At 70.4% G+C, this 19,159-nt stretch carries 16 protein-coding genes and 1 pseudogene; 10 read left to right on the top strand and 7 right to left on the bottom strand.

Annotated elements, in window-relative coordinates:
* Positions 1-356 precede the first annotated feature (356 nt).
* Positions 357-1,001 (top strand): dihydrofolate reductase family protein, encoded by a 645-nt coding sequence (locus FXF52_RS18920; protein WP_148798371.1) that lies wholly within the window; start codon positions 357-359, stop codon positions 999-1,001.
* Between the two features lie 169 nt (positions 1,002-1,170).
* On the opposite strand, the gene FXF52_RS18925 is transcribed toward FXF52_RS18920, so the two are convergent.
* Positions 1,171-1,965, bottom strand: coding sequence for an SCO2525 family SAM-dependent methyltransferase (locus tag FXF52_RS18925; RefSeq protein ID WP_148798372.1), 795 nt, complete (start codon positions 1,963-1,965; stop codon positions 1,171-1,173).
* 183 nt (positions 1,966-2,148) lie between these two features.
* Positions 2,149-3,789 carry a RecQ family ATP-dependent DNA helicase gene (locus FXF52_RS18930; protein WP_148798376.1) on the bottom strand — a complete coding sequence of 547 codons (1,641 nt, stop codon included), beginning with the start codon at positions 3,787-3,789 and terminating at the stop codon, positions 2,149-2,151.
* A 161-nt stretch (positions 3,790-3,950) separates the two neighbouring features.
* Between FXF52_RS18930 and FXF52_RS18935 the strand changes: the two genes are divergently transcribed.
* A complete protein-coding gene (locus FXF52_RS18935; protein WP_148798378.1) occupies positions 3,951-5,243 on the top strand; it encodes an exo-beta-N-acetylmuramidase NamZ domain-containing protein in 1,293 nt (430 codons plus the stop codon).
* Between the two features lie 137 nt (positions 5,244-5,380).
* On the opposite strand, the gene FXF52_RS18940 is transcribed toward FXF52_RS18935, so the two are convergent.
* A complete protein-coding gene (locus FXF52_RS18940) occupies positions 5,381-5,797 on the bottom strand; it encodes a hypothetical protein (protein ID WP_148798380.1) in 417 nt (138 codons plus the stop codon).
* A 290-nt stretch (positions 5,798-6,087) separates the two neighbouring features.
* On the opposite strand from FXF52_RS18940, the gene FXF52_RS18945 reads away from it, so the two are divergent.
* The gene (locus FXF52_RS18945; protein ID WP_148798382.1) at positions 6,088-7,185 is read left to right on the top strand and encodes an L-dopachrome tautomerase-related protein; all 1,098 of its coding nucleotides are present in this window, start codon (positions 6,088-6,090) and stop codon (positions 7,183-7,185) included.
* Positions 7,186-7,382: 197 nt separating this feature from the next.
* Here the strand turns inward: FXF52_RS18945 and FXF52_RS44085 are convergent.
* Positions 7,383-7,667 (bottom strand): annotated as a pseudogene (locus FXF52_RS44085) (carboxylesterase family protein); the annotation flags it as partial.
* A 107-nt stretch (positions 7,668-7,774) separates the two neighbouring features.
* On the opposite strand from FXF52_RS44085, the gene FXF52_RS18955 reads away from it, so the two are divergent.
* The gene (locus FXF52_RS18955) at positions 7,775-8,551 is read left to right on the top strand and encodes an aminoglycoside adenylyltransferase domain-containing protein (protein ID WP_148798384.1); all 777 of its coding nucleotides are present in this window, start codon (positions 7,775-7,777) and stop codon (positions 8,549-8,551) included.
* Between the two features lie 117 nt (positions 8,552-8,668).
* Entirely contained in the window at positions 8,669-9,847 is a 1,179-nt protein-coding gene (locus FXF52_RS18960) for a hypothetical protein (RefSeq protein ID WP_148798386.1), read from the top strand.
* Positions 9,848-9,942: 95 nt separating this feature from the next.
* Here the strand turns inward: FXF52_RS18960 and FXF52_RS18965 are convergent, their stop codons facing one another.
* Positions 9,943-10,317: a VOC family protein gene (locus FXF52_RS18965; RefSeq protein WP_148798388.1), complete on the bottom strand. Its 375-nt coding sequence runs from the start codon at positions 10,315-10,317 to the stop codon at positions 9,943-9,945.
* A 63-nt stretch (positions 10,318-10,380) separates the two neighbouring features.
* On the opposite strand from FXF52_RS18965, the gene FXF52_RS18970 reads away from it, so the two are divergent.
* Positions 10,381-10,764: an MmcQ/YjbR family DNA-binding protein gene (locus FXF52_RS18970; protein ID WP_148798390.1), complete on the top strand. Its 384-nt coding sequence runs from the start codon at positions 10,381-10,383 to the stop codon at positions 10,762-10,764.
* Positions 10,765-10,816: 52 nt separating this feature from the next.
* Here the strand turns inward: FXF52_RS18970 and FXF52_RS18975 are convergent, their stop codons facing one another.
* Complete coding sequence (locus tag FXF52_RS18975; RefSeq protein WP_148798392.1) at positions 10,817-11,698, bottom strand: alpha/beta fold hydrolase; 882 nt, start codon at positions 11,696-11,698, stop codon at positions 10,817-10,819.
* 58 nt (positions 11,699-11,756) lie between these two features.
* Between FXF52_RS18975 and FXF52_RS18980 the strand changes: the two genes are divergently transcribed.
* The 3 genes from FXF52_RS18980 to FXF52_RS18990 all read left to right on the top strand — a co-directional run bounded on the left by FXF52_RS18980 (position 11,757) and on the right by FXF52_RS18990 (position 14,073).
* Positions 11,757-12,365 carry a TetR/AcrR family transcriptional regulator gene (locus FXF52_RS18980; RefSeq protein ID WP_187413580.1) on the top strand — a complete coding sequence of 203 codons (609 nt, stop codon included), beginning with the start codon at positions 11,757-11,759 and terminating at the stop codon, positions 12,363-12,365.
* A 66-nt stretch (positions 12,366-12,431) separates the two neighbouring features.
* Positions 12,432-12,875, top strand: coding sequence for an MmcQ/YjbR family DNA-binding protein (locus FXF52_RS18985; protein WP_148798397.1), 444 nt, complete (start codon positions 12,432-12,434; stop codon positions 12,873-12,875).
* A gap of 187 nt (positions 12,876-13,062) precedes the next feature.
* Positions 13,063-14,073, top strand: a complete 1,011-nt coding sequence (locus FXF52_RS18990) for an alpha/beta hydrolase family protein (protein ID WP_148798399.1) — start codon at positions 13,063-13,065, stop codon at positions 14,071-14,073.
* A gap of 70 nt (positions 14,074-14,143) precedes the next feature.
* Here FXF52_RS18990 and FXF52_RS18995 read toward each other — a convergent pair whose 3' ends face one another.
* Positions 14,144-16,891, bottom strand: a complete 2,748-nt coding sequence (locus tag FXF52_RS18995) for a M36 family metallopeptidase (RefSeq protein ID WP_255472102.1) — start codon at positions 16,889-16,891, stop codon at positions 14,144-14,146.
* A gap of 515 nt (positions 16,892-17,406) precedes the next feature.
* Here FXF52_RS18995 and FXF52_RS19000 point away from each other — a divergent pair.
* Positions 17,407-19,122, top strand: coding sequence for an LVIVD repeat-containing protein (locus FXF52_RS19000; RefSeq protein WP_255472104.1), 1,716 nt, complete (start codon positions 17,407-17,409; stop codon positions 19,120-19,122).
* Positions 19,123-19,159: the final 37 nt, after the last annotated feature.

The raw sequence follows: 19,159 nt of genomic DNA on the forward strand, positions 1-19,159 counted from the left end.
GGCCCGGCGCCCCCGGGGGGGGGCCCCGCCCCGCCGGGCGCGGGGGCCGCTTGGGGGGGGGGGCTGCTGGCGGCGCCGCGCGAAAACCCCCCCGCCGCCGCCCGCCTCGAGCGCGCGGTCGCCTGCGGAGCGTTCGCCGTAGCGGCCGCCGGTGACTGGGAAGGTCTGCCGACCCGCGCCGAACTCGCACTGCTCGACCTCGAGTCCGGCGCGGCGCAACGGTGATGTCCGGCCCCTGCTGCCACCGCCGTAGATCGGTCGACGAGTAGGAAGCTGGGTGCCGTCGCGGCGATGAGTCTGCCGGCGCCCATAGGTCTACCTCCCGACCGAGACAACCAACTCATCGGGAGTAGGGCATGGGCCTCATCCACATCGAGCTGTTCGCAACCCTCGACCTCGTCGGGCAGGCACCCGGCGGCCCCGACGAGGACCCGGTGGGGTTCCCGTTCGGCGGCTGGCAGGCGCCCCTGCTGGACGAGGTGGCAGCGGCGCAGGTCGGTGCCGCGTACGAGGGCACGGACGCCCTCCTGCTCGGCCGGCGGACGTATGACATCTTCGCCGCCTACTGGCCGCATCAGGAGGGCGGCCAGGACAACGAGATCGCCACGCTCTTCAACAGCGTCCCGAAGTACGTGGCCTCCCGCGGCAGGCCCGACCTCTCGTGGGCCGGGTCCACGCAGCTCGGCCCGGATCTGGCCGGCGCGGTGCGCGAGATCCGTGACCGGCACGAGCACGTGAAGGTCGTCGGGAGCCTGAACCTGGTGCAGACCCTCCTGCGCGAGAAGCTCTTCGACCGTCTCGACCTCTGGGTGCACCCGATCGTGCTCGGCGTCGGGAAGAAGGTGTTCGACGGTGGCGCGGTGCCCACGAACGTCACACTCCTCGAACCGCCGGTGGCCAATCCGAAGGGCACCGTGTACCTGCGCTACGGGCTCGCCGACGGCACGCCCGGGACGGGGGACATGAGCGCACCCGATCGCGGTGCCGGGCGCGACGGCTGAAACCGCCCCGCGCCAGGTGGGTCCGTGCCGCCGGCAGTGAATCCGCCCGGTCGGTATGCCGTCACGGCGTCGGCAGTTCGAGGTGCCGACGCCGTGACGAAGTGCCTCGCCAGCCGGTCGCCGCCGTCACGCAACAATCTGGCAGGGCCCGTCGCCCTAGCTTTGGTCGCTAGGCACGGGTACGGCCGGTGGCCAGCAGCATGCTCAGGTACCCGTCCCGCAGTGGCGGCGTGGGCCGCACCTCGTGGAGGTCCAGGTCGTAGGCGCCGGCCGCGATGCTCGCCACCACGTCGGCGCGCTGCAGTGCCACGGCGGGGAACCAGCGCTGGCCGACGTGGTAGCCGCGGGAACCGAGCATGAACGCCACGGCAAAGGGCGCCCCCGGCCGCAGGGCGCCGAGAAACCGGCCGATGGCGTGCTGGGACTCCGCCGGGTCGGCCGAGATCGAGCAGGCCACGAAGAACATGGTGCCCGCGTCCCAGGCATGCTTCGGCAGGTCGAAGACGCTGGTCTGGCGTACCCGGCCCACCTGCGCCAGCCGGATCCGCGGATCGGCCAGCGCCGCGTACGTCGGGTGCTCCGCGCACACCCGCCAGTACGGGTCCCAGAGCTCGTCGTAGTGGTCGATCTGCGTGCGCAGCCAGCTGACGTTCGGCGTCGACCACTCACACAGGTCCATGCTGTGCGCGAACGGCAGGAGCGACAGCGCCGGATAGAGATTTGCCCCCGACCCCACGTCGACGCAGCGCACGTCGGACAGTTCCGCGTCGGCGAAGAAGTCTCTGGTACGGCCGAGAATTTCCCGGTCGTCGTCACGCAGTGCCGAGTAGTTGTGCCGGACGTACGCCTGGGGATCGAAGCTGTCCCACTCGACCTGGGAGTTTGCCGGCCTGTCGGACCGGGTCGGTGGCGGTGGGGTAGACGACGCGCCGCAGCCGCTGCCAGCTGCCGGCGTCAACGCCATGGATGGCCCTCCATCGGTGTCGGCGGATCACTCTGGTCGTCGCTCCGGCGCGCTCAGCCCACTGCCCATTGTGTATCGAAGGTGGTACTGACTGGCAAGTGGACGGACGTCATCAACCGCCGGCAATACTGTCGGCCAAGCGACCGTTTCCGCCCGCCCAGCGGCGTGGACGGCTCGTTCCCCTCAGCGGCGGTTCGCCTCGAGCGCCAGCAGGCCCTGGGTCTGCACGACGGCAACCGACAGGGTCTTGTAGCCGACGTCGTCGAAGAGCACGGTCATCCGGTCGTTCTCGTAGCCGAGGACCACGCCTGGTCCCCACTTGGCGTGCCGCACCGTGCTGTGCAGCGGGTACGGGCCGTCGTCCGGGATCACCTCGGACGTGCCGCCGTCGCAGTTGTCGCAATGCCCGCAGGGCAGGCTCAACTGCTCGCCGAAGTAGCCCAGCAACGACTGCATCCGGCAGCCGGCGCTCTCCGCGAAGCGGCGCATCATGTCGGTGCGGGACCGCTGCCCGGCCTGGTAGCGGGCGTACTCGGCCAGCGCCTGCCGCGCCGCCTCATCCGGCAGGGGCGCATACCGAGCGACAGTCAGCTCTCCCCTGGGTCCGGTTGCCACCGCGCCGACCTGCTCCAACAGACTGAGGTGACTGGCCACCTTCCGCGGGCCCAGGCCGGTCTCCTTGGCCAGCGCGGTGCGCGTCAGTGGGCCCCGGTGCAGGGCGGCCGCGACCGCGCGCAACTCTCCCAGGTCGGGCGCGCCGCCGGTGAAGAAGCGTTGCAGGGCGACGTCCTCGGGCCGGTGGAGCAGCAGCGCCCGGGCCGGCATCCCGTCCCGCCCCGCCCGGCCGATTTCCTGCAGGTAGCTGTCGGGTGAGTCGGGCAGCGCCACGTGTGCCACCCAGCGGATGTTGGGCTTGTCGATGCCCATGCCGAACGCCGACGTGGCGACCATGATCGAGACCCGGTCGGCGAGGAAGTCCTCGTGGCGGCGGTGCCGCACTCCCGCCGCCATGCCCCCGTGGTACGCCTCGGCGGGGAAACCGACGTCGGACAGCCGTTCGGCGAGTTCCTCGGCGGCACGCCGGGTCGGCACGTACACGATGCCAGGTCGGTCGGCCTCCTTGAGGAAGCCGAGCAGCTTACGCCAGCGGTGGTCCTCGCTGGGACAGTGCGTGGCGGCCACGAAGAGGTTCAGCCGGTCCAACCCGCCCAGAACCAGCCGCGGCTTGCGCATGCCGAGCCGTGCGGTGATGTCGTCGCGCACCGGGGGCGACGCGGTGGCGGTCAACGCCACCACCGGCGGTCGCCCCAACTCTCGGATGAGGTGACCGATGGTCAGGTAGTCGGGGCGGAAGTCGTGCCCCCACGACGAGATGCAGTGCGCCTCGTCCACCGCCACCAGCGCCGGACGCAGCGCGCGGACCTCGGCCAGCCGCTCCGGCGAGCTGAGCTGCTCCGGTGTGATGAACAGGAACGTCGCGGCACCCGAGCGCAGCTCGGCCATCGCGGCGGCCTGCTTGCGCGGGCTCTCCGCGGAGCTGATCCGAACCGCACGCAACGCCGGATCGCCGCGCTCGTTGAGGTTGCCGATCTGGTCCTGCTGCAGTGCCAGCAGCGGTGAGATCACCACCGTGGGACCGCGCAGCAGCGTGGCCGGAACCTGGTATACGGCCGACTTTCCGCCGCCGGTGGGCAGGACGACGAGCGCGTCACGGCCGGCCAGGAGCGCCCGCATCGCGCGTAGTTGCGCCGGGCGCAGCTGCTGCCAGCCGAAGTGCCTTCGGGCGGCGCGGCGTAGCCGCAGGGAGCGAAACATGAACATCATTGCCCGGCATGTTAGGTCGTCGAGCCACCTCCGCCGGTGTCAGGTGCACACCCGCAGCCGCCGAGGCAGGCCAGCGCGGCGAAGGCTCGTAGGTATCCTTCCTTGACTGACCATCGGGCTGTAGCTAAGTTTCGATGAACTCAGCTGCTTGGAGGCACGCGATGGAGCGCAGGACCTTCCTCACCGGAGCCGGGGCGGTCGCCGGGGGCACCCTCGCCGGCACCCTGGCCAGCTCCCCCGGCAGCGCCGACCCGGGGATTCGTCGGATCGAGACCGGCCTGGACGTGCTGGTGCGCTCCGGCTTCGCCGAGCTGCGCGGGCAGCGGGTGGCAGTGATCTCCAACCCGACCGGCGTCGACTCCGCCTACCGGCACCTGGTCGACCTGATGCACGCCTCGGGCCAGGTCGACGTGGTCGCCGCGTTCGGCCCCGAGCACGGATTCCGCGGCTCGGCCCAGGCCGGCGGCAGCGAGGGCACCGGCACCGACGCGCGGACCGGCATCACGGTCTATGACGCGTACGGCGCCTCCCAGGCCAAGTGGGAGACGATGTTCACCCAGTCCGGGATGGACACCGTGGTGTTCGACATCCAGGACGTGGGCGCGCGCTTCTACACCTACATCTGGACGATGTACACGTCGATGCTCGCCGCGGCTCGGGTCGGCAAGCGGTACGTCGTGCTCGACCGGCCCAACCCGATCGGCGGCCGGGCGTACGGCCCGATGATGACCGCCGGCTACACCTCCGGTGTCGGGCTCAAGGAGATCGTTCAACAGCACGGCATGACCGTCGGTGAACTGGCTCGCTTCTTCAACGCCGAGTTCCTGCCCGCCGAGGTGGGAGGGCCGGTCGAGCTGCAGGTGGTGCAGTGCCGGCACTGGAAGCGGGACCTGGTGGCGGCCGACACCAACCTGCCCTGGGTCATGCCCAGCCCCAACATGCCCACTACCGACACGGCGCTCGTCTACCCCGGCACCTGCCTCTTCGAAGGCGTCGCGTCGATCACCGAAGGCCGGGGCACCTGCCGTCCGTTCGAGCTGATCGGCGGGCTCGCCACCGACTTCGACTACCACTGGGGTGATCGCCTCAACGCCCGTGACCTGCCGGGAGTGCAGTTCCGGGAGGCGTACTTCTCGCCGACCGCGGCCGGCCAGAAGCCGGCGCTGCTCAACAAGCTCTGCGCCGGCGTTGAGGTGAAGGTCGTGGACCGAAGCGCCTACGACCCGATCCGCACCGGGGTGGCGCTGCTGGTGGAGGCACGCAAGTATCCGGCGTTTGCCTGGCGGCAGGACGCGTGGGACGCGCAGCGGCCGTACTGGATCGACAAGCTCACCGGGTCGCCCCGGCTGCGCACGATGATCGACGCGGGCGCCGACGTGGACGACGTGGTCGGCGCCTGGGCCGACGAGCTGGCCGCCTTCGACCGGCAGCGCCGGCCCTACCTGCTCTACTGATCGAGCCGGTCACGGTCGGCGCCCCGTGTCGATCGACGGAGGACAGGTCCCTACGCGGCAGCAGAGCAACCGCAATGGATGTCGCCGCGCGATGACGTGGTGCAGCCACTGGCAAGCGAAGTCGATGATGAGCTGCTCTACATAGATTGTGGCGCGGTTCGGAGCCACGGGGCGACGCGTGGGGCTGTCGCGATCAGTGTGAGCGCGAGCACGGCGATGAGCGCCTGCCCGAACCTCCCTGCGGTGATTCCTTCTGTGGGGTCCAGCAGGTAGTTGGCATACCAGTTCGCGACGGCGTCGGTCGCGAGGACGACGCAGCCGAGCAGCAGCCCTTCGACACGACGCAGCACCAGCAGAAGCGACGCAAGCGGATCCAACACCGTGAGGGACGTGAAGTAGAGCGCCAGCCAAGTGGGGGTTGACGCGAGTGGATCTCCCCTGCCGCCGAAAAGGTCGATCAGGTGGACGACTCCGCCGTACGCGAAAACGCAGGCGGCAGCGGTGACGACGGCTCGAACCCAACGCGGCGTACCTGACCATCTTTCACTCCGCACCCGGCCAGTGTGACGTCCGGAGGGCAGGTTCGCACGGACCTGAGACGCGACCCCAGGTCCGTCTCGCCCGGTTGCGGGCGTCCTCGGGACCGGCGCCCCGGGCAAAATCCGAAACTCCCGCGAGGGCCGCACCTGCCGCTTTACTGTTCAGCCGGCCGACAAATCGCAGGGCGACCGCCGGCAGCGGGGAGAAGGACTTAGCCGACCACCGCCGACCGCCCGCGAGCGATGATCAGGAGGCGGAGCATGGGACCGACGCATCATCCAACGGTCCGGCGGGGTGACGGGGCATGACGCTGCCGGGTGACGAGCCGCTCGGTGAGCTGGAACTGGTGCACTCCTTCACCGGACCCATGCCCACCGGGATCAGCGTCTCGCACACCGGGCGCATCTTCGTCAACTTCCCGAAGTGGGGCGACGAGGTGCCGGCCACCCTGGTGGAGCTGCGCGACGGCCAGGAGGTGCCCTTCCCCGACCAGGCGTGGAACAACCCGTCGGGCAACGACGACGCGAACGCGTTCGTGTCGGTGCAGAGCATCGTCGTGGACCCGGCCGACCGGCTCTGGGTGCTCGACACCGGCAGCCCCATGTTCCAGCCCACCAGCCCCGGCGGGCCCAAGCTGGTCCGGATCGACCTGGACACCGACACGGTCGCGCAGGTGATCACCTTCCCGACCGACGTGGCACTGCCCTCGACGTACCTCAACGACGTCCGCTTCGACCTGCGCCGCGGCGACGCCGGCGTCGCCTACATCACCGACTCCTCCGACTCCGGCCCCAACGGGATCATCGTCGTCGACCTCGCCAGCGGCGCCTCCTGGCGGCGCCTGCACGACCACCCGACCACCAAGGCCGAACCGCTGCACACCTTCCGGCCGATCGTGGAGGGACGGCCGTTCGTGGAGCGGCCCGCCGACGGAGCCCCCAAGCCGGTCGCCATGGGTTCCGACGGCATCGCCATCTCCGCCGACGGTTCCCGCCTGCACTACTGCCCGCTCGCCTCCCGCCGCTGGTACAGCGTGGCCACCGACGCCCTGACCGACCGGTCCCGCACCGACGCCGACGTCGCTGCGACCGTGGTGGACGAGGGCGACAAGGGCGGCGGCGCCGACGGCCTGGAGACCGACGACGCCGGGCGGTTGTACCTGACCTCGTACGAGCACAACGCGGTGCTGCGCCGCCGGCCGGACGGCGAGTTCGAGACCGTGGCGCACGACCCGCGGCTGCTCTGGCCCGACACGATGTCCGTGGCCACCGACCGCCACCTGTACGTCACCGCGAACCAGCTGCACCGGCAGGCGAAGTACCAGCGCGGACAGGACCTGCGGCGCAAGCCGTACGCCCTGTTCCGCATCCCGATCGACGCCGGACCGGTGCTGCTGCGCTGAGCCGCCGCAGCGCGGCGCCGTCGCGCGGGTGGCGCGGGGCCGGCGCGATCGGCGCCGACCCCGCGATCATCAGCCGTCCAGCGACTGCCAGAAGTCGTAGTGTGGGCGGCCTTGGCGTCGAGGGGCCGGACGGCCTCCGGGGTCAGGGACAGCACGTGCCGGCCGTCGTACCGAGCCCAGCTCGGCGCGCCGGGAGCCGTCGGGTCGCCGGTGTACGCGAACCGCGCCCAGTAGGCGATCATCTGCTCGCCGAGCGCCTGCTGGGGGCCGGACAGCGGCTCGGCGTAGCCGACGGTGGACAGGTACGGCAGTTCCGCGGTGTGGAAGGCGCCGAGCGGAAAGCTGGGCGGGTTCGCCCCGACGAAGAACGGTGCCCGCCCCTCGCCGAACTCAGACACGTACGTCGGGGCGTGGCGGGCCAACGCGGCAGCGGTGCCCAGGGTGGATCGGACCCAGACGGCGTCGGTGAGCGCGGCGCCCAACGCCTCGCTCGGCGACGCGTACCTGCCGCTCGGATAGCGGGCCGCGACCTTCCCCGCGTCGCGGTGCGCGCACCACCGGCCCGTGCGGCACCGCTACGGTCACGTGTGTGATCGAGGAGCTGACGCGGAGCTACCTTCAGGCGGTCGACCGGGCGCTGCCCGGCTACGTGCGGAGCCTCTACGTCGTCGGCTCCGCCGCGCTCGGTGCCTGGCAGGCCGGTGCCAGTGACGTCGACGTGGTGATCATGACCGCGCGGCCAGCCAGCGGCGCCGACCTCGCCCAGCTCGCGGCGATCCACGCCGACCTGCCCCGGTCACCCCATTTCGACGGCGTCTACCTGGAGCCCGCGTTGGCGCAGTCCTGGCCGGCCGACCGGCGCGCCGTGCCGTTCGTCGTCAACGGCGAGTTCACCACCGACAAACCCTGCGGTGAGCTCACGCCGGTGCTGTGGCTGACCCTGCAGCGGTACGGCATCCCGGTTCGCGGCCCGGCCGTCGCCGAGTTGGGCGTACGAGTCGACCCGGAGCAGCTGCGCCGCTACAACCTCGACAACCTGCGCGAGTACTGGCAGTCGCTCGTCGCGACGTTCCCGGCGAAGCTGGCCGGGGTAGGCCCTGACGCGGTCGTGGACGCCGGAATCGTCGCCTGGTTCGCGCTCGGACCCGCACGGCTGCACTACACCCTCGCCCACGGTGACATCATCTCGAAGGCCGCGGCGGGCGACTACCTCGCGCAACTGCTCCCCGAATACGCCGATCTCGCCCACCGAGCCGTCCGCTGGCGCGCGGGCGAAACGGAACGGTTCACCGCCGCAGACCTCGTCACCGCCGGCGGCAGTGTCAACGCGGTGGCCGACGACGCGTGGCGCCGCTTCGGCGATTGACCCCTGCCACGCCCGGTGGCGGATAGCTCACACTACGTCGGGTCCGCCGTAGCCGTGTCCGCGGCACTCTCCACAATGGGTCGTCGACATCCGCACCGGAAGAGGAGTACGACGTCCATGCGATCAGCACTCGCGGCGAGGACCCCCCGATGGCGCTACCTGACCGCCGCGCTCGCGGCCGCGACAGCTGTCGTGACGGCGGCTGCGCCCGCCCAAGCCGACGCTCCCAGATACGTGGCGGCGGCCCCGGTGGAGGCGCTGCACGGCGACCTGTCCACGGTCAGCCCCGCGGTGCGCACCACCTACCCGGGCGACCCGTTGCAAGCCGCCGACTACCTCAAACCGATGGGCCCGCTCGGCCACTACGGGCTGGTCGGCCCCTGGGGGCCACTCGGAGTCGCCGGTCCCGTCGGCAACACCGTCTGGAATCCGTCCACGTGGATCACCGGCACGTGCTGGGACGACTGGGCCAGCATGCTCGGCTGGCACAACGGGCCGATGAGCGACTGGGGACCGCTCGGCCCCACCGGCCCGCTCTCCCCGCACGCATACGCTGAGACGCTGCCCGCCCTCGGCGACTTCAGCAAGCAACTTCAGGCCGGGGGTGTCTGGGGTGTGCTGGGGCCCGTCGGACCGCTGGGCCCGCTCGGCCCGTTGGGCCCGCTCGGCCCGACCGGCGCGCACGGGTTCCGCCGGACCTCCGACGGGGCGTACGTCGACAGCGGCGGGAACGTACGCCGCGCCGTGGATGTGCCGTACGGCTCCGCCACCCGCCGCTACGAGCTGTACGAGCTCTACCGCGACGAGTACGCCCGGACCCTCGGGTACGGCAACGACACCTCGTTCTTGGTCGAGCGGAGCTACCTGGCGCCGGGCGGCAGCGTCGAATACCGGTTCACCTCCACCAGCACCCAGTGGGTCACTGTCAACATCGTCCCGATGTGGATGCGCTACGACCTCGCGACGCTGTCCGGCTACGTGGCCACCGCCGCGAGCAACCAGCTGAACTACCCGACCGGCGCGGCCCGTGGCAGCGCCCTGGTCGACGACTTCGACCTCCAGTTGACCGACGACACCGGGCGGGTGCTCGCCACGTCCGATTCCGTCGAACTGGCCGACACGATCCAGGTCCAGGTCGCCGCCGGCACCCGGCTCACGCTGCGCGTCACCTACTACCAGCGCGGCTCGTACGTCGGCTACCACGACGGCTACCGACTGTTCGTCACCGGCTCCACGCCCTACCTCACCGGTACCGACATCACCGGAGCCCACCAGCGCCCCGTCGGGACGGTGTGACCCACCGAGCGCCGTGCCAGGCGATGTGAGGAGCGACGCCGGATGATCATTGCCAGGAACGGCGGGCAGCCGGCATGCTGCCGGCCGGTCAGCAACTAGCTGCCGCGCTCGGCCTCGCCCCGCTCGATGCAGAACTCGTTGCCCTCGGGATCGAGCAGAGTGACCCAGCCGCGCCCGTCGGCGGTGCGGTGGTCCTCGTAGATCTTCGCACCGAGGGCGACGATGCGCTCCACCTCGTCGTCGCGGGTCCGCTCGGTCGGCATCCAGTCGAAGTGAATCCGATTTTTCGCCGTCTTGCCCTCGGGCACCCGGATGAACAGGAGGCCGGGGACGGGTGAGGGCGCTTCGATGAGGACCTCGGCGTCGCCCGGCTCGTCCAGATCCGACACCGGCCATCCGGTGACCTCGCTCCAGAACGTCGCAAGCGCGTACGGCTCCGCGCAGTCGACGGTGACATGGCGAAGGATCATGGCGCTAACCATAGTCTCGTAGGCTGAAGCACCCGATCCGACCGTCCGGGAGGCGACGTGGCCATGGATGACGAACGCCTGCTGGACGAGATCCGCCAGATCTGCTCGGCCTTCCCGGAGGTGACCGAACGCCCCAGCCACGGCGCGCCGACCTGGTTCATCCGCGACAAGAAGTCCTTCGTCATGCTGTGGCCCGACGGGCACCATGACAACGACTTCCCCCACCTGTGGTGCGCCGCGCCACCCGGCGCCCAGCAGGAACTCATGGCCGCCAACCCGCGGGTCTATTTCCGGCCGCCCTACGTGGGGCACCGTGGCTGGATCGGGGTGCGGCTGGACCAGGACCTGGACCGGGCCGAGGTGGCGGAGGCGTGCGAGGAGGCGTACCGGGCGGTAGCGCCCAAGCGGCTGCTCGCCGAACTGGACAGCCGCCCGTCGACGCGCTAGCCCGGGCGCGCCACGTCAGCGCGGCCCGGACGCGACATGTGCCTGCCGGGGTTCACCCGGCGATGAGGGCGCGAACAGCGGCGGTGACCTCATCGGGACGCTCTTCCGGGAGAAAGTGCCCGCAGGGCAGGACGTGGGTGCGCAGGTCGGACGCCCAACGTGCCCACACCTGCTGGGGGTCGAACGGCAGCACGGTGTCGCCGGGATCCTGCCACATCGCCAGGACCGGCATCGTCAGCCGGCGGCCCGCGTCGCGGTCGGTCCGGTCGTGCTCGGTGTCGACGAACGCGCTGGCGCGGTAGTCCTGACAGATGGCGTGGATCGCTCGTGGCGTGCGGGCCGCGGCCAGGTAGGCGGACCGGATGTCGGCGGGGAACGCGTCCGGCGTGGCCGTCCAGGTGTCCAGGAAGTGCCCGAAGAACGTGTCCGGGTCGGCGGTGATCATCCGCTCGGGCAGGTCGGATGGCTGGGCGAGGAGGTACAGGTGGAACGCGAACACCCCGCCGGCGCCATGGAGCGCGGCCCAGTTGTCGACCGTGGGGATCACGTCCAACACCGCGAGATGCTTGATGACCTCGGGGTGGTCGAGTGCCGCCCGGAAGGCGACCAGGGCTCCCCGGTCGTGGCCGACGACGCTGAACTGTTCGTGACCGAGGGAGCGCATCATCGCGACCATCGTCTCGGCCGTGGCCCGCTTGGCGTAGTCGGCGGGGCTGTCGCCTCCGGCGGGCGGGTCGCTGGCACCGTAGCCGGGCAGGTCGGCGCAGACCACCCGGAAGTCCTCCGCCAGCGACGCGGCCACCTGCCGCCATGCCAGATGGGTCTGCGGAAAGCCGTGGAGCAGCAGCACCGGATGCCCGGCACCGCCATGCACGACGTGCACACCCGCCCCGTTCACCGGCACCGTCTGCTCGATCAGACCAGGGATGCTCATTGCCCGCCCTTCAGCTGTACGGCGTCCAATTCGTATTGGACACCGTACAGTAGTGGTCGTGGAACGTGGACGCACTCCTGGCCACCGAGCCGGTCTCACCCGTACGGCGGTGCTCGGCGCGGCCCGCGAGCTGGTGACCGAACGCGGCTTGGCGGCCTTGACGATGCGCACGTTGGCCAGCCGGCTCGACGTCGCCCCGAACGCCCTCTACAGCCACGTGGCGAACAAGACCGCCTTGATCGACTACCTGCTCGACGACGTGCTCGCTGACGTCGAGGTGCCCGCAGCCGACATCGACGACCCGGTCGCCGGTCTGCACCAGCTCATGGCCTCGACCTACACCGTGCTCCTGACCCACCCCGACCTCGTGCCGCACTACCTGAGCTGTCAGGGCGCTCACGGCCCCAACGCACATCGCCTCGGGGACATCACGACCGCACTCCTGCGTCGGGCGGACGTCTCCGAACCGGCCGCATCCGAGGCACTTCGAGTTCTGATCGTCTACACGATCGGCTTCGCCGCGTTCACGAGTCGCCTGCCACCGGGAACCGGCACCGAGCACCAGCCGAGCGCCGCGGAGATGCTCGACAACTTCAACCACGGCCTGGGCTGGCTTCTCACCGGCATTCAGCAAGGCCGACCCGCACCCGGCCAGGCGCCAGCCTGAGTCCCCGGCGAGTCAGCGCGGCGACAGCCGGCGGAAATGTCGGAGGGTCGGGCTAGCGTGTCGTCCGTGACCAGCCCTGGAGACGTACCGCCCGAACTTCTCGACCGGCTGCGGCCCATCTGCCTCGGGCTGCCGGAGACCTACGAGGAGCCGGCCTGGGTCGGCGTCCGCTGGCGCATCCGCACGCGGACCTTCGCCCACGTGCTCACCGTCGACCCCGACCATCAGATGGCGTACGCCCGCGCGGCCGGCACCGACGAGCCCGTCTGCGTCCTGATCTTCCGGTCGCCGGTGGACGAGGTGCACGCGCTCGTCGCCCACGGCGATCCGTTCTTCAAGCCCGACTGGGGCGCTGACGTTCTCGGCATGGTCGTCGACGGAGAGACCGACTGGGACGAGGTCGGCGAGCTGCTCACCGAGAGCTACTGCCTGCTGGCGCCCAAGAAACTGGCGGCGCGGGTCGCCGTCCCGGCCGCACAGCCCGGCCCCGGCCGCCCCGCTCGCGCCTGACGAGTCGCCCAGGAAGGAGCCGGTGCGGTGCGCTCTGCCCCGCCGCGCCGAAGCCACTCGTCGCGCGACAGCGGCCGGTCACCGCTCCCGCCTGCTCGCCGACCGCTCGTCCGCAGCGAATCGCTTCGCCCCGTGTCATCGACAGGGAACGATCGGGTTCGACCTGTCACGGTCAGGAGGAGGAGTGATGAGTAGACCATTCGCCCTCGGCATCGCCGTCGCGGCCGGGCTCGCGTTGGCCGGACTGTCCGCGCCGGCGACCCCGGCCGCCGCATCCGCACCCGCCCAGGCCTCTGACGGCGCGTACGTGTCACAGGAGACGATCGCCGGCCCGCGCCTGGTCGATCTCACGATCCAGTCGCCGGCGCTCGGCCGGGCCGCCAACGTACGCCTGCTGACGCCGGACGGGTGGGAGCAGCGGGCGCGCGGGGACCACTGGCCCGTGCTCTACCTGCTGCACGGCTGCTGCGACTCGTACGTCAGCTGGACCCGCTCCACCGACGTCGCCAGCATCCCGGAGCTCAGGGACGTGCTGGTCGTCATGCCGGAAGCCGGCGCCGCCGGCTGGTACAGCGACTGGTGGAACGGCGGCCGCGGCGGCGCCCCGGCCTGGGAGACGTTCCACCTGAGCGAGGTACGCCAGATCATCGAGCGCGGCTACGGCGCGGGCCCGAAGCGGGTGGTGGCGGGCCTGTCGATGGGCGGCTTCGGGGCGATGTCGTACGCGGCCCGTAACCCGGGGATGTTCCGGGCGGCGGCGTCCTTCAGCGGGGTGGTGCATCCGCTGCGGGACGCGTCGTACTGGTTGCCGTTCTTCGGGCGCACCGGGTTGGACCCGTACGCGCTCTGGGGCGATCCGGTGGCGCAGCGGGACGTCTGGCAGGACCACGACCCGTACTACCTGGTCAAGCGGCTGCGGCACACGGCGCTGTTCGTGGCCACCGGTGACGGCACCGCGGGCGGGCCGTTCGACGCGCCGGGCCGGACCGACAGCCTGGAGGCGCTGATCCACCAGGAGAACGTCGACTTCGTCGAGCAGCTACGCGAGCAGGGTGTCTCCGTGACGACCGACTTCTACGGCCCGGGCAGCCACAGCTGGCCGTACTGGCAGCGGGAGCTGCACCGGTCGCTTCCGATGCTGCTCGACGCGCTGGAGACGGGGCGCGGCGTGGCGACCCACGCCTTCGAGCGCCCCTGAGGTCGGTGCACAGGCCGGAGGGAGCGTCCCGACCAGGGACGCTCCCTCCGGTTTCGGGGGTGCTACCGGTTCAGCTGGTGAACTTGAAGTAGGCGCGGTACTGGAATCCGTTGTCGAGGGTCAGGACGAACTCGCGGCACGTGCCGGCCCAGGCGGGGTCGGTCTTCCACGGGTAGTTGTACTGACCGGGCGTGCTGACCGACATCGAGGATCCGCCGGGGTTGCGGGCCGCGACCGGGGTCGGCCGCGGGGTGGTCGCCCCGCCGGGGTTGACGGTCTTGAGGGTGTCGCAGTCGACCAGCCGCGAGTACGGCGACCCGGAGGCGAGGATGTCCAGCCCGCGGTCGGCGGCGAGCTTGAACTTCATCGGCACCGCGTCACCGGCGATCACGGTGTTCAGCGCCGGCTGCGCCGAGCGGCCGACGAAGTCACCCCGGCAGGACGGGTGGGTGTCGAACGCCTCGGTGTTGTCGTCCCGGGCGGTCGTGCCCTGCACGGCGCTGTAGCCCAGACCACGACGGGCGAACGAACCCCAGATGATGCAGGCGTTCTCCCCGCCGGTGAGGGCGGCGTCGGCGGCGATGATCGCGTTGCGGGCGGTCACGAAGCCCGGGCCGCAACCCTGTAGCTTCAGCCCGTCGATGACCAGCTGCAGGGCGAGGTTGTTGCCGCCGGTGTTCCACGATTCGTAGATGTTCGGGTTGAACCCGTGCCGGTCGATCAGGTTCCACATCATGTCCCACAGCACGGAGGTCCAGCCGTGGCCGATGCCGTGCGGGGCGGCGAGGGAGGTGCCGTTGAGCCAGCCGCCGGTCTTGATGCTGTCGTAGGTGAACGGCTGGATGTCCATGTTCCGCGAGTACGGGCGCGGGCGGATGCCGCCGCCGTGCCGGTCGTCCTGGAACAGCACGTACGGGCCCATGCCGCGCTGCCCGTCGGCGGTGTCGAACTTGGGGTCGAGCAGCAGGGTGAGCGCGACGTAGTCGCTCCAGCCCTCACCCATCTGCTCCTGCCCGGTGAGGCAGTTGACGGTCGGGCCGCCGGTGAGCCGGTTCGAGATGCCGTGGGTGTACTCGTGGATGATGACACCGGCGTCGAGGTCGCCGTCCCGGATGCCGGGGTGGTTCGGGTGTTTACGCACCGAGCCGGTGGCGGTGCCGCCGGCGATGGCGGCCTTGATGGTGGCCCCGTCGGTCTGGGTCACGGCGACCGCCGGGATGGTGACCGGCGCCGTGGTCATGGACCCGGTGAGCACCGGCGCGGAGCCGGTCGCGTTGTGGGCGACGACGAGGGCCTTGGCGCCGGCGGCCTGGGCGACCTGGGCGCGCTGCAGGTAGGTGCAGGCGGTGGTGCCACCGTCGACCACGCTGATCCAGCCGCCGGAGGGCAGCGTGGCGGGGTACGCGGCCGCGGTGCAGCCGGTGCCGGCGTAGACGAACTGGTGTCCGGCCAGGCCGGCCGCGGTGGGCGCCGGGGTGAACCGCGACCACGACGCGTCGAACGAGCCGACACCGTCCACGACGACCTGGTTGGGGCTGCCGAACTGGGTGCCCGGCCACAGGTACATCTGCATCCGCGGCGTGCCCACGCCGTCAACCGCCGGCGTGGAGAAGTTCGCGTTGTTGGTGCCGCCGCCGTCGGCCGCCTCGGCGCGGACGTAGTCGGTGCCCGCACCGCCCCGGCCGTAGTTGTTGGCCTGGAAGTTGCCGGACGCCTCGTCGAAGCCGTACTGGTAGGTGACGTCGTGGATAATGTTGTTCCAGTAGAAGAGGTTGGCGGTCGCCGCGTCCCGGTAGTTCTGCGCGTGCTCGCCCAGGTCCAGCGGGAAGTCGAAGTTCAGGTTCGCTCCGCCGTCCGGGCTGCTGCCGAGGTCGGCGGCGTTGTTGTTGTCCTGGTCCTGGTAGGCGTGGACGTTGTTGCCCTGGGTGATGGTGTGCTCGGCGCCCGGGGCGCCGTCGGTGTCGTGCCAGCCGTGCGGCGACGCGGTTCCATCCGCCGGGTTGGTGACCAGGGTCCGGGGGCCGTCGTTCGGGCTCTCCTTGGGGGCGTTGAACACCCGGTAGCTCGACCCGTCCTGGACCGGGTTCGGCGTGCTGGGGTTCGCGTCCTGGAGCTGGGGCTTCGAGGTCGCGGTGCGGCCGAGGTTGCTGGCGATCTCTTCCGCGTTCTCGTGGGTGGTCCAGTCGTCGGCGTTGAGCAGTTTGCCGGTCTGGGCGTCGATGCTGGCGTTCCACAGGTGGGTGTCGGAGGAGTCGTCGATGACCAACTGCCACGCCAGGCGCAGCCCGTCATCGGTGGGCTGCCAACCCAGCTTCGCCGGGATCGGCTGATCCGAGATCCCACTACCGGACACCACCGTGCGCTGCGCCGCGCCGGCGCTGCGGCTCATCACCTTCGGACTGGCCGGCTCCGCCAACTCCAACGCGTCCGCGGCGGCCTGCACCGCCTCCACCGCGTCCAACGACGCCGCGCCGGCGGCCTTGTCCGACAGGCCGGACACCAGACTGTCACCGACGAAGACGACACTGCCGTCCCGGGCGACGCTCACCGTCGCCGTCGCCCCGAACACGTCCAAATCCTGGTACCGCTGCGCCAGGTTCACATGCGTGACCCCGTTGTGGCGACTCGTGTAACTCGACGCCACCGCCAGATCGGACAGATCGGCGGCGGCCACACCGTAGTCGCCCGGATGCGCCCGCAGATAGGACAGCGCGATGTCGTTCGGTGCGCCCTCGTTCGGGCCGGTCAGGAAGATCGGATTCCTCGGACCGGCCCCATCAGGCTCAGCCCAAGCCGGTCCCGAAGCCAACGTCGTCACCGACGCGACCAGAGTCGTGGACAGCAACAACGCAGCGCTGCGACGACCACGGGACGGACGCGAATGCACAGGCACCGTAGCTCCTTTCGGGGGTTGGAAAAGACAGCACGGAGCACCGATCCACCACCGCCACCCGGGCGGCCCGCCGCGCCCATCCACGGCACCCGCCCGACAGTCACGTTCAGTAACCAAACCCGTGCGAGGTGAATCGCATCGACGCTACGGTGCCCTCCACAGGCCGATCATCCGACGACTGGCGAAAGATTGGACCGGCAGGTCCTACGCCTGTCGTGACCTGCAGGATCACGCGGAGATAAAGAGTCCAAGTTGCCTTCGCAAATATGTGCATACCTCGCGCGGCCTTCTTGACCAACGACCGATCGCCGGTACGGTCCTTACTCACACGACGCGTCCTTCCACCATTCGGACCTCGCGTCAGTCCTTCGATCGGAAGGCGGCACATGACACACCAACCAACTACTAGATCACGCAGAGGCCGGCAGGCACTCGGCCTGATGGCCGCGGGGCTGCTCATGGCCGCCGCCGTGCCCGGCACGGCGTCGGCGGCGGAACCCGATCCACGCATCGGACTCGGCGCCGGCTGGCTCGACGCGCAGTCGGCGATCAGCAACCTCGAGCACGTGTCGCACAGCGACAAGCCGGCGGGTTTCGTCGACCCGACGAACCCGGGTAACGGCGGGTTCTACAACTCGGACCTCGCCTTCAGCGGCAAGTACGCGTTGTCGGGCAACTACAACGGGTTCAACATCATCGACGTCTCCAAGCCCACCGACCCGACCGTGGTCACCAGCGTGGTGTGCCCCGGCGGGCAGGGCGACCTCTCCGCCTACGGCAACCTGGTCTTCATGTCGGTGGAGGAGTCGCGCGGGCGGGTCGACTGTGGCACCAACGCCAGCGTCGGCACCCGGTTCCAGGGCGTCCGGATCTTCGACATCAGCGACGTGCGCAACCCGGTGCAGGTCGCGGGCGTTCAGCTCTGCCGCGGCTCGCACACGCACACCGTGGTGACCGACCCCAAGGACCCCAACAACATCTACATCTACGTCTCCGGCACCACCTCGGTGCGGCCGGCGACGACGATGGAGGGTTGCAACAACAACGCCGCGGACGGTGAGAACCCGTCGCGGTGGCGGATCGACGTCATCAAGGTGCCGCTGGCGGCGCCCGAGCAGGCCGCCGTCGTGAACCAGCCGCGGCTGTTCCAGGACCCGGAGACGGGCCGGATCGACGGACTGCAGAACGGGCCGCAGACCCCCCGGCACCCGTCCGGCAGCACCTGGTCGCCGACGCCGAACACCAACGCCTGCCACGACATCACCGCGTACCCGGAGATCGGGCTGGCCGCCGGTGCCTGCCAGGGCAACGGAATCCTCATCGACATCTCGGACCCGGCCAACCCGCGCCGGATCGACGAGGTCGCCGACCCGAACTTCGCGTACTGGCACTCGGCCACGTTCAACAACGACGGCACCAAGGTGATCTTCACCGACGAGTGGGGCGGCGGTAGCGGTGCCCGCTGCCGGGACACCGACCAGCCGGAGTGGGGCGCCAACGCCATCTTCGACATCGTCGACCGGAAGATGAAGTTCGCCAGCTACTACAAGCTGCCGGTTCCGCAGACGCTGCAGGAGAACTGCGTGGCGCACAACGGGTCGCTGATCCCGGTGCCGGGTCGCGACATCATGATGCAGGCCTGGTACCAGGGCGGCATCTCGGTGTTCGACTTCACCGACTCGAAGAACCCGCACGAGATCGCGTTCTTCGACCGGGGTCCGGTCAGCCCGGACCGGCTCGTGCTCGGCGGGTTCTGGTCGGCGTACTGGTACAACGGCAACCTCTTCGGCAACGAGATCGCCCGCGGCTTCGACACGTTCAAGCTGACGCCCAGCGAGCACCTGTCGAAGGCGGAGATCCAGGCTGCCTCCGAGGTGCAGCTCGGCCAGTTCAACGCCCAGGGCCAGCCGAAGGTCAACTGGACGCCGAGCTTCGCGGTGGCGCGTGCCCACTACGACCAGCTCGTCCGCGCCGACGCCCTCGGTCACCCGCTGAAGTCCCAGGTCGACATGTTCCTGCAGCGGGCCGAGCGGTTCTCCGCCAACGGTCAGCGGGACGCCGCGGTGTCCCAGTTGCAGGAGATCGCCGGCAAGCTGACCGCTTCGGAGCAGCAGAAGCTGAAGCAGGCGATCCTGGACCTGGCCGGATCGCTGTAATCCGTCCCTGATCGAAGGGCACCTCGGCTCGAACCTC

Origin of the sequence: Micromonospora sp. MP36, assembly GCF_008119785.1 — a bacterium.
GTDB lineage: Bacteria > Actinomycetota > Actinomycetes > Mycobacteriales > Micromonosporaceae > Micromonospora.

What these genes read in the sequence shown, in the direction of transcription:
- FXF52_RS18975 (WP_148798392.1), bottom strand. Translation starts at nt 11,698, where the DNA reads ATGAGCATCCCTGGTCTGATCGAGCAGACGGTGCCGGTGAACGGGGCG.
- FXF52_RS18920 (WP_148798371.1), top strand. Translation starts at nt 357, where the DNA reads ATGGGCCTCATCCACATCGAGCTGTTCGCAACCCTCGACCTCGTCGGG.
- FXF52_RS19000 (WP_255472104.1), top strand. Translation starts at nt 17,407, where the DNA reads ATGGCCGCGGGGCTGCTCATGGCCGCCGCCGTGCCCGGCACGGCGTCG.
- FXF52_RS18930 (WP_148798376.1), bottom strand. Translation starts at nt 3,789, where the DNA reads ATGATGTTCATGTTTCGCTCCCTGCGGCTACGCCGCGCCGCCCGAAGG.
- FXF52_RS18935 (WP_148798378.1), top strand. Translation starts at nt 3,951, where the DNA reads ATGGAGCGCAGGACCTTCCTCACCGGAGCCGGGGCGGTCGCCGGGGGC.
- FXF52_RS18990 (WP_148798399.1), top strand. Translation starts at nt 13,063, where the DNA reads ATGAGTAGACCATTCGCCCTCGGCATCGCCGTCGCGGCCGGGCTCGCG.
- FXF52_RS18965 (WP_148798388.1), bottom strand. Translation starts at nt 10,317, where the DNA reads ATGATCCTTCGCCATGTCACCGTCGACTGCGCGGAGCCGTACGCGCTT.
- FXF52_RS18945 (WP_148798382.1), top strand. Translation starts at nt 6,088, where the DNA reads ATGACGCTGCCGGGTGACGAGCCGCTCGGTGAGCTGGAACTGGTGCAC.
- FXF52_RS18960 (WP_148798386.1), top strand. Translation starts at nt 8,669, where the DNA reads ATGCGATCAGCACTCGCGGCGAGGACCCCCCGATGGCGCTACCTGACC.
- FXF52_RS18925 (WP_148798372.1), bottom strand. Translation starts at nt 1,965, where the DNA reads ATGGCGTTGACGCCGGCAGCTGGCAGCGGCTGCGGCGCGTCGTCTACC.
- FXF52_RS18970 (WP_148798390.1), top strand. Translation starts at nt 10,381, where the DNA reads ATGGATGACGAACGCCTGCTGGACGAGATCCGCCAGATCTGCTCGGCC.